Source organism: Massilia sp. CT11-108 (genome assembly GCF_047302915.1).
GTDB classification, from domain to species: Bacteria; Pseudomonadota; Gammaproteobacteria; order Burkholderiales; family Burkholderiaceae_D; genus Telluria; species Telluria orientalis.
In genome coordinates, this window is the sequence record NZ_JBKYMO010000119.1 from 1 (window position 1) to 13,260 (window position 13,260).

Genomic DNA, 13,260 nt, shown 5'->3' on the forward strand with positions numbered 1-13,260 from the left:
GTTATGCACCAGACGACCGCAGCGGTGCATAACGGGGTCCAGATGAGCGGGCTCCACCACGCGCACGATGGTGGAGGGCAGTGCGGCAATGCCGTTCGCCTATGCGCCCTTCAAATTCCTCGCGACGTGGCTGACGACGTGGTCCGGCGCCCCGGCCGGCATCTTCGCGCCGTCGCTCGCGATCGGCGCCGCGTTCGGCAACGACGTCGCGCTGCTGTTATATGGCATGCAGGTACCGGCGCTGATCGCGCTGGGCATGGTCGGCTTCCTCGCGGCCGCCACGCAGGCGCCGCTGACGGCCTTCATCATCGTGATGGAGATGGTGGACGGCCACGCCATGGTGCTGAGCCTGATGGCGTGTGCGCTGATCGCATTTGCCGTCGCGCGCCTGATCAGTCCGCCTCTTTATCCGACCCTCGCGCGGCTCCAGCTGGGCCGCGTACCGGCCCCGAACTTGGCGCCGGCACAACCGCCGACGGCAGACTGAGGCGGCACGGAAATAAGCCACGCCCGCATGTCCAAATGCGCTAGCATGGGACATGCTGACACGGAAAGTGCGCCGCGGCCGCGCCCGCGCGCGGCCCCCGACTCCTGCCGCGGTGCTGACACTGCTGGCGGGACTGGGTCTTACTGCCGTGCTGGTCGTCGGGATGGTCAACGCGGAACGCGAACGGGCCCGCTCCGAATTCCTGCAGCGCGCGGAAATCCGCAACGCCACCGTGACGCGCAGCTTCGGCGACGCGCTCGACGTGCTGCGGGCGGCCAACGCCCTGTTTTCCTCCGTGGGCATCGCCAGCCGCGACGAGTTCGGCGCCTTTACCCGGCCGCTGCTGGCCAGCCATCCTTACCTGCAGGCCGTCGTGTTCCACCGCATGGTGGCAAGCCACGAGCGCGCCGCGTTCGAGGCGGCGAACCAGCGCTTCCGGCCCGGCTTCGAGATCCGCGAACGCCGCGCGAACGGGAACAGGGTCACGCTCGTGCGCGCGGCGCCGCGCCCGCGCTACCTCGTCGTCGACTACATCGAGCCGATGGCGGGCAATGAGGTCACGCTGGGCTACGACGCCTTTTCGTTCGCCCAGCAGGGCTCCACGTTCATGCGCGCCATCGACACGGGCCAGCCGGCGTCCAGCCTCATGGTGCCGTTGCTGCAGCGCGGCGGCCATCTCGGCTTCATCTTGATGATGCCCGTATACCGGCGCGGGGCGGCGCTCACGAACGCGGCCGCGCGCAGCGCCGCGGCGCTGGGCGACACGGCCGTCGTGATCGACGTCGCCACGCTGGTTAGCACGACGCTCGCCAAATCGAACATGTTGGCGCGCAATGGCCTCCGGATCGAGTTGACGGGCCGCGGCCTCGACGGCCCGCAGCGCGCCTTTCTGCACGACGCGCTGGACCGCACGAGCCGGCCCGCCTGGCACGCGTGGCTCGGCGACGCCGTCTTCACGAACCGCCACACGTTCGAGGTGGCCGGGATGCCGTGGGAGCTGCGCGTCACCGGGCGCTCAAGCGAAATGGCGGGCAGCGCCGGCGCCCTCATCGCGCTCGTCCTCGGCTGCCTCGTGAGCATCGCCACGTCCGCGTACGTGCAAAGCCGCGTCAAGCGCACACGCCGCATCGAGGCGCTCGTCGAAAGCCGCACGGCCGACCTGCACGACGCCCTCGACGCGCTGCGGCTGTACCGGCGCGCCATCGACGCCAGCGCGAACGCCATCATCCTCGTGAGCGCGACGCGGCCCGGCTACCCCATCGAGTACGTGAACCCGGCGTTCGAACGCATGCGCGGCGTGACGGCGTCCGAGGTGGTCGGGCGGGGCCTGCTCGACCTGGGCAACCGCGAACCCGACCAGGCTGGCGTGGCCGAACTGCGCGCCGCGATCCGCGAGCGGCGCGAGGGCCACGTGTCGATGCGCCTGCTGCGGCGCGGCCGCGAGGACATGTATGCCGAGGTGTATATCGCGCCCGTCAACAACGAGGACGGCGTGACGACGCACTTCGTGATGGCGCAGTACGACGTGACGATGGCCAAGCGCTACGAGGCCGAGCTGGAGGCGCGCGCCCGCTTCGACACGCTGACGGGCCTCGCCAACCGCGCGCTGCTGCACGATCGCATCGACAACGCGATCAACCTCGCGGCCGGGCGCGCCACGGTGTGGGTGGCGGCGCTGGACCTCGACCACTTCAAGTTCGTCAACGATACGCTGGGCCACGACGCCGGCGACGAATTGCTGAAGGCCGCCGCACAGCGCATCAGCGCGGCTGTCGGGCGCACGGACACCGTGGCCCGCACGGGCGGCGACGAATTCGTGCTCGTGCTGCCGGGCCGCGAGAACGAGTCCGACGCGGCGGCCACCGTCAACGCCGTGCTGCAGGCGCTCGCCCACCCGCTCGAGCTGCATGGGCAGGACCTCGTCCTCACGGGCAGCGCCGGCCTGGCCGCGTTCCCGGCCGACGGCACCGACGCCGCCGCGCTGATCCAGCACGCGGAAGTGGCCATGTACCGGTCCAAGGAACTGGGCCGCAACATGGTGCAGTTCTACATGCCGACGATGAATGCCCGCGCCCGCGAACGCCTCGCGCTGGAAGGCGCGCTGCGCAGCGCGCTCGTGCACGACGAGTTCGAGCTGTACTACCAGCCGCAGGTCGACCTGGAGACCGGCGCCGTCGTCGGGCTGGAAGCGCTGATCCGCTGGCGCCATCCGAGCCTGGGCATGGTGCGGCCCGACCGCTTCATCAACCTGGCCGAGGAGACGGGCCTGATCGTGCCCATCGGCGCGTGGGTGCTGCGCACGGCGTGCCGCCAGAGCCGCGCGTGGCAGCATGCCGGACTGGGTCATTTACGCATCGCCGTGAACCTGTCGGCACGCCAGTTCGCCGAACCGAACCTCGTGCGCGAGATCGCCCGCGTGCTGGACGAGACGGGCCTGTCGGCGGGCTGCCTCGAAGTGGAGATCACGGAAAGCCTCGTCATGGGCGACGTGGAAAGCGCGATCCGCACGATGCGCGAACTGAAGCAGATGGGCGTGCAGTTGTCGATCGACGATTTCGGCACCGGCTATTCGAGCCTGTCGTACCTGCGCCGCTTTCCCGTGGACGTGCTCAAGATCGACCGCAGCTTCGTGCGCGACATCCCGTTCAGCGAGGACGACGCGGCGATGGTCGCGGCCATCATCGAGCTCGCGCGCGGCCTCCACATGCGCGTGATCGCCGAGGGCGTGGAAACCGAAGCGCAACTGGACTACCTGCGCCGGCGCGGCTGCGACGAGGTGCAGGGCCACGTATATGCACAGGCGGCGTCACGCGCCGACGTCGAGCGCCTGCTGCGCACGGGGCGGCACATGATACCGCATGACGCGAACGGTATGAGCGTGCGCTAACCGAAAGTCAGCGGGCCGTCGGCTATACTTGTGCCGCCATTGACAAGCTAGCTGACAGGAAGAAACGAGAGTGGAAGACCATAACGAGGGCAAGGGCTGGAACGGACGCGAACGCAGGATGATCGACCGCGCCGGGGCCCGCGCCAGGCAAGCCTATGCGCGGGCGCACGGGCACCTGATGACCAAACCGCCGCACCTGCGCTGGCTGTACATCGCCGCCGGGCTCGCACTGCTGCTCGTGACGCTGTTCGCCGTCTGGATCGCGCTGCTGTTTCCGCTCACGCCCGGCATCGAGGACGTCAAGCAGGCCCGCGTGGCGCGGCCCACCGTCGTCGTCTCGGCCGACGGCCCCCAGCTGGCCAGTTTCGAGCAGGGCATCCAGATGAAGGTGCCGCTGTCGGCCGTGTCGCCGAACGTCGTCAATGCCCTCATCGCGACGGAGGACCACCGCTTCTACGACCACCACGGCGTCGACTTCACGCGCATCGCCGGCGCTGTTGTCGCCAACCTGAAGGGCGATGCGCAGGGCGGCTCGACGATCACCCAGCAGCTTGCGCGCAACCTGTTCCGCGACGAGATCGGCCGCGCGCGCAACATCAACCGCAAGCTGAAGGAACTCATCACCGCCTTCAAGATCGAGAACACGTACAGCAAGACGGAAATCCTCGAAGCCTACCTGAACACCGTCCCGTTCCTGTACAACACGTACGGCATCGAAGCGGCCGCGCACACGTACTTCAACAAGACGGCCGCCCAGCTGAACGAGACGGAAGCGGCCACGCTCGTCGGCATGCTGAAGGGCACGGCCTATTACAACCCTGTGACGAACCCGGAACGTTCGCTTGCGCGCCGCAACGTCGTGCTGGGGCAGATGCTGAAGGCGGGCGCCATCGACGAGGCCAGGTACCGCCAGCTCGTGAAACGGCCGCTGCGCCTGCATTTCGCGCGCATGGCGGAACGCAACGGGAAGGACGACCATTTCACGGCCTATGTGCGGCGCTGGCTCGTCGACTGGGCCGAGAAGCACGACGCCGACCTGCAGCAGGACGGCCTCGTCGTGCAGACGACGCTCGACTACGACCTGCAGCAGGCCGCGCAGCGCGCCGTCGAACGCCAGGCCGGCGCGCTGCAGGCCATCGCCGACGTCGACTGGGCCCATTCCTGGCCGATCAACGCGACGTCCACGCAGACCTATGTCGACATGCGCGACGGCGTGAACCCGTTCGAATACTACTGGCAGTCGCACGGCGAACTGCTGGAGACGTTCATCCGCGAATCGTCCGACTACCGCAAGGCCGTCGACGGCGGCGAGAACCCGGTCGCGGTCCTGAAGAAGCTGAAGGCGGACCGCAACTTCATGCGCCAGCTGAAGGCGTCGAAATCGCGCCTGGAGGCGGGCTTCCTCGCGATGGACCCGACGACGGGCGAGATCAAGGCATGGGTGGGCAGCCGCGACTTCGAGAAGGAGCAGTACGACCACGTGGCCCAGGCCGCGCGCCAGCCCGGCTCCACGTTCAAGCCGATCGTCTACGCCGCGGCGCTGGAAAAGGGCATCGCGCCGGACCACGCCTACCTGGACGCTGTCACGACGATCCGCTTCGACGACGGCACCGTGTGGCGCCCGACGGACAACAGCGGCACAACGGGCCGCCAGCTGACCATGCGCGATGGCCTCGTCTATTCGAAGAACACGATCACGGCGCAGGTCGTGCGCGACATCGGCGTGGCGCCCGTCGTCAAGCTGGCGCAGGACCTGGGCGTCCGCACGAGCAAGCTGGCGCCCGTGCCGTCGATCGCGCTGGGCTCCAGCCCGGTCACCCTGCTGGAGATGGTCAACGCGTATTCGTCGATCGCCGCGCAGGGCGAATACCGCAAACCGGTGTTCGTGCGCCGCATCACGGACCGCAACGGCCAGGTGATCGCCGATTTCGCGTCGCAGACGCCGCAGCGGGTGCTGTCGCAGGAGTCGGCCATCACCCTGATCGACATGATGCGCGGCGTGATCAACCGCGGCACGGGCACCGGCATTCGCTACCGCTTCGGCATCACGGCCGACGTGGCCGGCAAGACGGGCACCACGCAGAACAACGCGGACGGCTGGTTCATCATGATGCACCCGAACCTCGTCGCGGGTGCGTGGGTCGGCTTCAACGACAACCGCGTCACGATGCGGTCGAACTACTGGGGGCAGGGCGGGCACAGCGCGATCCTGCTCGTGGGCGACTTCTTCAAGTCCGCGCTCGACAGCGGCAAGATCAGCGGCGACGCGCTGTTCCCGGGCGGACGCAAACCCGAACCCGTGACGCGTCACGCGGAGCCGCCGCCCGAGGAAGACATGGAAGAGGGCGGCGACATGCAGCAGGAAGGCGGCCCGCCACCCGACACGCCGCAGCCGCCCGAGAATGAACCGCCGGCGCCGCCGCAGCCGGAACTGCAGCAGGAAGGCATCACGCTGCCGCCGCCGAACGATGCGTGATCACAGGATCGGGGTGCCGCCCGTGACCGGGATGCGCGCCCCGGAAATGTAGCTGGCTTCGTCCGACGCCAGCATCACGTACACGGGCGCCACCTCCACCGGCTGGCCCGGCCGCTTCATCGGCACCTGCTGGCCGAAGCGCTCTACCTGGTCCGGCGGCATCGTCGACGGGATCAGCGGCGTCCAGATCGGCCCCGGCGCGACGGAGTTCACACGTATCCCTTTTTCCGCCAGCAGCTGCGCGAGGCCGGCCGTGAAGTTGGCGATGGCGCCCTTCGTGGTCGCATACGGCAGCAGGGTCGGCTTCGGATTGTCCGAGTTGATCGACGTCGTGTTGATGATCGACGACCCGGGCTTCATGTGCTTCACGGCCGCCTTGCAGATGTGGAACATGGCCGAGATGTTGACCGCGAACGTGCGGTCCCATTCGTCGTCCGGGATCTCGTCCAGCGACTCGCGCGTCATCTGGAACGCCGCATTATTCACCAGCACGTCGATGCGGCCGAATGCCTGTACCGCGCGGTCGACGATGGCGCGGCAGTGGGCGGGATCCGCGATGTCGCCGGGGACCAGCACCGCTTTCCGGCCGGCCTCACGTACGAGGCGTTCCGTCTCGCGCGCATCGTCATGCTCGTCGAGGTAGGAAATCAGCACGTCGGCCCCTTCGCGCGCGAAGGCGAGGGCGACGGCGCGGCCGATGCCGCTGTCGCCGCCCGTGATGACGGTGGCCTTGTCCTTGAGCCGGCCGTGGCCGACATAGCTCGTCTCGCCGTGGTCCGCTTTCGGCGTCAGTTGCGCCTCGTGGCCGGGCGGCGTCTGTTGTTGCGCGGGTTGATGTTGCTGCATCGTGACCTCCTGATCGAACATTGGAGGCTCGGATGATAGGGCCGGACGCCGGGAGGCGGCGTCCGGTTCCGCTGGTCAATGCATGGGCCGGGCCTGCGGGGGCGCGGGGACCTCGCTGCGCGCGTCGTTGGCGGCCGGTTGCCGCAGCAGCAGTTCCTGCGCGCGCGGCGCCGTCGAGATGTCCAGGTCGCGCAGCAGCTGCATCGTCTCCAGCAGCACGGCCTGCTGGGTCTGCAGGTACAGGCCGTAGTTGGCATCCGTCAGGTTGTAGACGATGTCGTATTCCAGGTAGTTCTGGTCCATCGTCGTCAGGTTGACGTGGTCGAGTTTCACCTTGTCCCTGGCCGCGATGATGGCGCCCACCCGTTCCGGCAGCTGCGCCGCGAGTTCGTGCGGCGTGGCGGGATTGATGCGCAGGGTGTACTGCACGCGCCGCGTGTTCTGGCGCTTGAAGTTGTGAACCGTCTTGCGCAGGAGCTCCGCGTTGGCGATCACGATCTGCTCGCCCGACAGCGCGCGGATCCGGGTCGTCTTGAGCCCCACGTGCTCGATCGTGCCGAAGAATTCGGGCACCGAGATCGCGTCGCCCACTTCGAACGGCTTGTCGGTCGCGATCGCGAGGGACGCGAACAGGTCGCCGAGGACGTTCTGCACGGCCAGCGCGATGGCCACACCGCCGATGCCCAGGCTCGCGACGAACGTCGTCACGTTGATGCCGAGGTTGGACAGCATCGCCAGCAGGAACACGGTCCACACGCTCCATTGCAGCGCCCAGATCATCAAGGTGTGCGCGACGGTGACCTGGTCGTTTTCCAGGCCCTTGCCGTGCACGCGGAAATAGCGCCGCGCCGTCACGGCGATCGCGTGGTGCAGGTACAGGGCAAGCTGCGCGCCGAGCGTGATGAACCACAGGTGGCCGATGCGCTGGTTCCACGGCGGCGGCAGGTCGAGCATCGACACGCCGATCAGGATCGAGGTCGCGAGGATGGCGAGGTTGCTCGTGCGCGCGAGCGTGTGGCGCAGGACTTCGACGATGGGTTTATGGGCCCGCTCGTCGTCGAACTGGTCGAGACGGCGGCGGAACAGGCGCACGGCGCCGTGGATGGCGATGAAGCTGACGACGGCCGCGGTCAGTGCCACGGCCGCATTGGTCCAGCTGATGTCGAGGTTGGAGAAATAGCCGCGGATAGTCATCGGGCTCCTTTCGAAAGGACGGGTTGCGCGGGAGCACGCGCGAAAGGATAGCGCCCGGCCGGCGGGGCCGGGCGGGCGTCGGGCAAGGTACTTACCGGATCAGTGACGGGTGCCGCGCAGGTGCTGGCGAACCGCCTCGGCGCTGCTGCTGCCGGCGTCCTTGACGGCCTTCGCCAGCTCTTCCTCGGTCACGCCCAATTCCTTGGTCCAGTACTGGACTTCCCATTTTTCGTGCAGGTTGATGCGCGTGCGGTCCTGCTGGCCGCGGTTTTGCAGGTTATCGGACATGATGGCCTCCTTGGTCGATACAAGTGCAGGATGCCACCGGTCCCGGCCATATTCCGTTCGGTGTTTCACGTTGTGGCCGCCTTAAAAGCGGCCTGGACTTACTCCAGCGGCATGTTTTGTTGTAGGCTAGCGTGATCGACAACATGGAGACATGCATGAGCAAACCCTATGACACGGCGCAGCCCGAGCGCGGCGCCATCGACGCGCTGCCCGGCGTGGTCGCCCTCGACTTCGGCACGAACTGGTGCGGCTATTGCCAGGCGGCGGCCAGCCTCATCGACGACGCGCTGGCACCGTACCCCGGCGTCCAGCACATCAAGGTCGAGGACGGCCCCGGACGCAAGCTGGGCCGTTCGTTCAAGGTGAAGCTGTGGCCGACCGTCGTCGTGCTCAAGGATGGACACGAAGTCGCGCGCGTCGTGCGCCCGGTCGCGAGCAGCGAGCTCGCCGACGCGTTGTCGCAGGCCGGTGCCGCATGACCGGTACCGCGACGCACACCCCACAGAACCGCCCGGCGACCGTCCTGTTCGCCAGCCTCATCGGCACCACCATCGAGTTCTTCGACTTTTATATCTATGCCACGGCCGCCGTGCTCGTGTTCCCGAAGCTGTTCTTCCCGGCCGGGGATCCCGCGGCGGCCACGCTCCAGTCGCTGGCCACGTTCGCCATCGCCTTTTTCGCGCGCCCCGTCGGCTCGGCCGTGTTCGGCCACTTCGGCGACCGCGTCGGGCGCAAGGCCACGCTCGTGGCCGCGCTGTTGACGATGGGCCTGTCCACCGTCTTCATCGGCCTGCTGCCCACCTATGCCACCATCGGCACGGTGGCGCCGCTGCTGCTCGCGCTGTGCCGCTTCGGCCAGGGCCTCGGCCTGGGTGGCGAGTGGGGCGGGGCCGTGCTGCTGGCGACGGAAAACGCGCCGCCGGGCAAGCGCGCGTGGTACGGCATGTTCCCCCAACTGGGCGCGCCGATCGGCTTCTTCCTGTCGAGCGGCGTGTTCCTGCTGCTGTCGCAGACCCTGTCCGATGCCGATTTCCTGCGTTACGGCTGGCGGATTCCGTTCCTGGCCAGTGCGCTGCTGGTCCTGGTCGGCCTGTACGTGCGCCTGAAGATCACGGAAACGCCGGATTTCCAGGCCGTGCTCGATCGTAACGAGCGCGTGAAGCTGCCCGTCGCGGCCGTGTTCGCGAACCACACGCGCGCCCTCGTACTGGGCACGCTCGCCGCGCTGGCCACGTTCGTCGTGTTCTACCTGATGACCGTGTTCGCCCTGAGCTGGGGCACGTCCGCGCTGGGCTATTCGCGCCAGACCTTCCTGCTGCTGCAACTGGGCGCCATCGTCTTCTTCGGCCTCACGATCCCCATCGCCGCCGTATTGGCCGACCGCCACGGCCGGCGCGCCGCGATGATCCTCGTGTCCGTCGGCCTGGCACTGTTCGGCCTGCTGTTCGGCCCCCTGTTCGGGTCCGGCCAGCTGACGCTCGTGGCGTTGTTCCTCGTGCTGGGCCAATGCCTGATCGGCCTGACGTATGGCCCGCTGGGCACCTTGCTGTCGGAAATGTTCCCGCCCGAGGTGCGCTACACGGGCGCATCGCTGACGTTCAACCTGGCGGGCATCCTGGGCGCCTCGCTCGCGCCGTACGTGGCAACATGGCTCGCGACCAACTACGGCGTGCAGACCGTGGGCTGGTATCTGAGCGCAGCGTCCGTCATCAGCCTCGCCGCGTTGCTACTGACGGCGCCGGCAAGCAGCGGAACGCCGGCCACGGCGCGCTGACACGACGACGGGAGAGGGCGATGGGCCTGCAGGGCGGATGCATGTGCGGCGCGGTGCGTTACGAGGCGTCGGGAAAGCCTTTCAACGCCACGCTGTGCCACTGCGTCGATTGCCGCCGCGCGAGCGGTGCGCCCGCCCTCGCGTGGTTCAGCGTGCGCCGCGACGCCCTGCGCTGGACCCGCGGCAGTCCGGCCCGCAACGCATCGAGCCCCGGCGTCGAACGCCTGTTCTGCGGCCAGTGCGGCACGCAGCTGACGTGGCACGGCGCCGGCGCCGCCGACGAGATCGACGTCACGACGTGCAGCCTGGACGATCCGGACGCCGTACCGCCGGCCGACCATACCTTTGCGTCCCAGCAAGTGCGCTGGCTGCATCTCGCGGATGCACTGCCACGTTACGCCAAGACACGCTCCGGTGGACTAATGTGTTGAAATATTGACACAATAAGTGTCGTATTTACCAACGCAATTACAATAAAATACACAATCGTCCACACGAAACGATAGCAAATCGCTAAAATTCGGTTTCAACAATTTATTTGGAGAACTTCATGTTCAAGTATGTCCTGCGTTTCGCCACCGGCGCCGTCCTCATGTCTGCCGCGCTCTGCGCTTCCGCCGCTCCGGCCACGTACAAGGACTTCAAGGTGTCCGGTGTGCTGCAGGAAATCCCGGGCCCGTCCGCCCGTTGCGCATCCAACTTTGGCGGCACCATTCTCGGTTTCGGCACCAGCAGCCTGGTCGGCAACAAGGTCACGTTCCTGGCCACCGACTGCATCACGCCGAGCGGCACGTCGTACACCTTCAGCGAAGGCAAATTCCTGATCACCACGCTCACCGGCGAACTGATCTTCGCAAACTACAGCGGCCAGTTCGTGCCGACGGGCGTGGGCACCAAATTCGTGTTCAGCAACGCCACGTTCCAGGTCACGGGCGGCACCGGCCGTTACGCCAAGGCGACGGGCGGCGGCGACATCACGGGCGGGGAAGATATGGCGACGGGGCAGGGCACGATCCAGCTGAGCGGGCGTATCCTGGCGAAATAAACCAAGGGGGAAGAACAAAGGAACGGCCGGGATATCCCGGCCGTGTGTGTTTTGAGAACGAGTACACGAGCGTCAGCGACGTCTGCGTATCCGTATTCTTCTTGTTGTCGGGCACGTTCGTATCGCTGCGCGCGCTGAACGCGGCCTTCATCTGCATCGTGCCGTTGATCTTGGTGGACAGCGCCGTCTCGGCGATCGAGTGCATGTTCGACGTGCCCCGTTCCACGCTGACGCTCTGCGAAAATGCCGCGGACGGGCTCACGCGCCAGCGCAGCTGGGCCGCGCCGCGCACGGTCATGCCGGATTCGACGCCGCCGGCCGCGTTCTCGCCGTGGAAATAACCCGGACCCACTTCGACGTCGACGGTTTCATTGTCGCGCTTGAGGAGCTGGGTGCCGTAGCCGACGCCGACCGACGAATAGCGGGTGTAGGCGCCGAACTTGTCGTTCACGTGCGAGCCGAGCAGGAAGGCACGGTTGCCGTCTTCCAGCAGCTTGAACGCCGCCTTCGCCGACACCTGGTAGCGCTCGGCCGAGCGGGTGCGCGTCGTGGAGCCGTCGTCGTTGTGCGTGACGTCTTCCTTGAAATAGCCGCTGACGATGTATTCGTTGCTCCAGTTCGCCATCTCGTGGCGCGCATCGATCTTGCCGGTCACGGACGTGCCTTCGGTATTGCCCGAGGTCGTGATCGCACCCAGCTCGGCCGACGTGTACCAGTTGCTGCCTTCCGGTATCGCCATCGTCGGCGCCTGGGTGAAGTAACTGGACGACGGCACGCTGCTGTCGAGGTCGTCCGGAGCGGCCATCGCCGCCCCCGCGCCGGTCATTGCCAGCACACAAAGCATCAGAGATTTCATAGGCATCGGGTTGGCTGCCTTCCGTCGCCATCGGGAGCGATGCGCAGCCTGTCGTTCACGGATCATCTGCGGCAGGCCGAGCCTGCCGGCGGAGGCGACATTGTAGCCCAAAGCGCCCGACGAAATACTTTCGCGTAGAAAATTTACATATTTATCTGGAGAAATGCCTCAAAATCTGGTGCAATTGTTAACTGATCAAAGATTGTGTTTGCATTCGTGCGTAAACGTTGCCTAGAATGCTTGCTTTGCCGAAATACCGGCTTGCATGTAAGAAGGAAGCATTTTGATCAGGCTAGTCATCGCCGACGATCATGAACTGATCCGCGAAGGAATCAAGAAGATCGTACGGCCCTGCGCCGACCTAAAAATCGTCGGCGAAGCCGCGGACTTGAAGCAAGCGATCGCCCTCATCGCCCAGGTTCGCCCAGACGTCGTGATCCTGGACCTGACACTGCCCGATTACGACGGGCTGGACGGCCTCGTCGAACTGCGGCGCCATTTCCCCGACCTGCGGGTCGTGATCCTCAGCATGCACGCCGAGGAGAAGTTCGCGCTCGCCTCGCTGCGCGCGGGTGCGCTCGGCTACGTCTCCAAGGCGATGGCGTCTGCGGAACTCGTGGAAGCGGTGCGCCGCGCAGCCACGGGCGGCACATGGCTGGGGCCGCGGGTGGGCGAACTGCTCGCGCTCGAAGCGCGTCCGGGTGGGCGTCCCCCGCACCACAGCCTGACGCCGCGCGAAGCGGAAATCGTCGCGCTGATCGGTTCCGGTTTGCAAATCAAGCAGGTCGCGGCCGAGCTGGGCATCAGCATCAGCTCCGTCAACACCTATCGCACCCGCATCTTCCGCAAGATGGGGCTGTCGACGAACGCGGCCCTCATCCGCTACGCGCTCCAGCACGGCCTCGCCGGCTGAGCTTTTACGTTGCCATACGGTAACAATGTGTCTGAGCAATTGTCATAGAATTCGTGACAGGCTTCTTCGCGTTTTCCTACCCTAAATTGTGTCGCGCCGGAGCGGAACGCGGCCAGGCGCCGTCAAACCGGCGCCGAACCGGTTCGCTCGTAATGACGTTCGTTGTCATGGACAGACCTACTACGAATGTTAATGCTTAGCCATCTTAGCTAATATCAATGCAAGTTCTGACGGCCGGGGTGTGCGGTGCACCGGCCACCGACTGTATGACATGACGGCACGACCGCCCAACAAACGCGGCGCGAACAAGATGACAACAACGCACAAGAGAGAGAACGCCCGGGGACCCTATGAAATCCTCGTGGCCGAGGACAGCCCGACACAGGCCGAACACCTGGCCCGGGTGCTGGCGCACGACCCGGACTGCCCCGCGCGCGTGCGCGTGGCTGCCGACGGCGAAGCCGCACTGCAAATGGCGCGTGACATGGCGCCCG

General features: G+C 66.6%; 13 protein-coding genes. 9 read left to right on the plus strand and 4 right to left on the minus strand.

What is annotated here, in order from left to right; genetic code table 11:
- Positions 1-67: 67 nt before the first annotated feature.
- The 3 genes from ACEN88_RS12160 (at position 68) to ACEN88_RS12170 (ending at position 5,850) form a co-directional block, all read left to right on the plus strand.
- Complete coding sequence (locus tag ACEN88_RS12160) at positions 68-487, plus strand: chloride channel protein (RefSeq protein ID WP_413339881.1); 420 nt, start codon at positions 68-70, stop codon at positions 485-487.
- Between the two features lie 52 nt (positions 488-539).
- A complete protein-coding gene (locus tag ACEN88_RS12165) occupies positions 540-3,374 on the plus strand; it encodes an EAL domain-containing protein (RefSeq protein ID WP_413339882.1) in 2,835 nt (944 codons plus the stop codon).
- A 70-nt stretch (positions 3,375-3,444) separates the two neighbouring features.
- A complete protein-coding gene (locus ACEN88_RS12170) occupies positions 3,445-5,850 on the plus strand; it encodes a penicillin-binding protein 1A (protein ID WP_413339884.1) in 2,406 nt (801 codons plus the stop codon).
- On the opposite strand, the gene ACEN88_RS12175 is transcribed toward ACEN88_RS12170, so the two are convergent.
- From ACEN88_RS12175 to ACEN88_RS12185, 3 genes are all read right to left on the minus strand, one after another.
- Positions 5,851-6,717, minus strand: coding sequence for an SDR family oxidoreductase (locus ACEN88_RS12175; RefSeq protein ID WP_413339885.1), 867 nt, complete (start codon positions 6,715-6,717; stop codon positions 5,851-5,853).
- Positions 6,718-6,771: 54 nt separating this feature from the next.
- Positions 6,772-7,890, minus strand: coding sequence for a mechanosensitive ion channel family protein (locus tag ACEN88_RS12180; protein WP_413339887.1), 1,119 nt, complete (start codon positions 7,888-7,890; stop codon positions 6,772-6,774).
- Positions 7,891-7,989: 99 nt separating this feature from the next.
- A complete protein-coding gene (locus tag ACEN88_RS12185; RefSeq protein ID WP_413339889.1) occupies positions 7,990-8,178 on the minus strand; it encodes a DUF3606 domain-containing protein in 189 nt (62 codons plus the stop codon).
- Positions 8,179-8,333: 155 nt separating this feature from the next.
- Between ACEN88_RS12185 and ACEN88_RS12190 the strand changes: the two genes are divergently transcribed.
- The 4 genes from ACEN88_RS12190 (at position 8,334) to ACEN88_RS12205 (ending at position 10,997) form a co-directional block, all read left to right on the plus strand.
- Positions 8,334-8,657, plus strand: a complete 324-nt coding sequence (locus ACEN88_RS12190) for a thioredoxin family protein (RefSeq protein ID WP_413339890.1) — start codon at positions 8,334-8,336, stop codon at positions 8,655-8,657.
- Entirely contained in the window at positions 8,654-9,952 is a 1,299-nt protein-coding gene (locus tag ACEN88_RS12195; protein WP_413339892.1) for an MFS transporter, read from the plus strand. Before ACEN88_RS12190 ends, ACEN88_RS12195 begins: the two co-directional genes overlap by 4 nt.
- Positions 9,953-9,972: 20 nt before the next feature.
- Positions 9,973-10,383: a GFA family protein gene (locus tag ACEN88_RS12200; RefSeq protein WP_413339894.1), complete on the plus strand. Its 411-nt coding sequence runs from the start codon at positions 9,973-9,975 to the stop codon at positions 10,381-10,383.
- A 119-nt stretch (positions 10,384-10,502) separates the two neighbouring features.
- Positions 10,503-10,997, plus strand: a complete 495-nt coding sequence (locus tag ACEN88_RS12205) for a hypothetical protein (RefSeq protein ID WP_413339896.1) — start codon at positions 10,503-10,505, stop codon at positions 10,995-10,997.
- Here the strand turns inward: ACEN88_RS12205 and ACEN88_RS12210 are convergent.
- Positions 10,927-11,823, minus strand: a complete 897-nt coding sequence (locus tag ACEN88_RS12210; protein WP_413339900.1) for a YdiY family protein — start codon at positions 11,821-11,823, stop codon at positions 10,927-10,929. The two genes, ACEN88_RS12205 and ACEN88_RS12210, sit on opposite strands and share 71 nt — an antisense overlap.
- Positions 11,824-12,136: 313 nt before the next feature.
- Between ACEN88_RS12210 and ACEN88_RS12215 the strand changes: the two genes are divergently transcribed.
- Complete coding sequence (locus ACEN88_RS12215; protein ID WP_413339897.1) at positions 12,137-12,766, plus strand: response regulator; 630 nt, start codon at positions 12,137-12,139, stop codon at positions 12,764-12,766.
- A 310-nt stretch (positions 12,767-13,076) separates the two neighbouring features.
- Positions 13,077-13,260, plus strand: a 184-nt coding sequence (locus ACEN88_RS12220; RefSeq protein ID WP_413339899.1) for a hypothetical protein, incomplete at its 3' end; no start/stop codon positions are given.

Coding starts and splice junctions, on each gene's coding strand:
- ACEN88_RS12160 (WP_413339881.1), top strand. CDS start 68: ATGGTGGAGGGCAGTGCGGCAATGCCGTTCGCCTATGCGCCCTTCAAA.
- ACEN88_RS12165 (WP_413339882.1), top strand. CDS start 540: ATGCTGACACGGAAAGTGCGCCGCGGCCGCGCCCGCGCGCGGCCCCCG.
- ACEN88_RS12175 (WP_413339885.1), bottom strand. CDS start 6,717: ATGTTCGATCAGGAGGTCACGATGCAGCAACATCAACCCGCGCAACAA.
- ACEN88_RS12180 (WP_413339887.1), bottom strand. CDS start 7,890: ATGACTATCCGCGGCTATTTCTCCAACCTCGACATCAGCTGGACCAAT.
- ACEN88_RS12185 (WP_413339889.1), bottom strand. CDS start 8,178: ATGTCCGATAACCTGCAAAACCGCGGCCAGCAGGACCGCACGCGCATC.
- ACEN88_RS12190 (WP_413339890.1), top strand. CDS start 8,334: ATGAGCAAACCCTATGACACGGCGCAGCCCGAGCGCGGCGCCATCGAC.
- ACEN88_RS12195 (WP_413339892.1), top strand. CDS start 8,654: ATGACCGGTACCGCGACGCACACCCCACAGAACCGCCCGGCGACCGTC.
- ACEN88_RS12200 (WP_413339894.1), top strand. CDS start 9,973: ATGGGCCTGCAGGGCGGATGCATGTGCGGCGCGGTGCGTTACGAGGCG.
- ACEN88_RS12205 (WP_413339896.1), top strand. CDS start 10,503: ATGTTCAAGTATGTCCTGCGTTTCGCCACCGGCGCCGTCCTCATGTCT.
- ACEN88_RS12210 (WP_413339900.1), bottom strand. CDS start 11,823: ATGACCGGCGCGGGGGCGGCGATGGCCGCTCCGGACGACCTCGACAGC.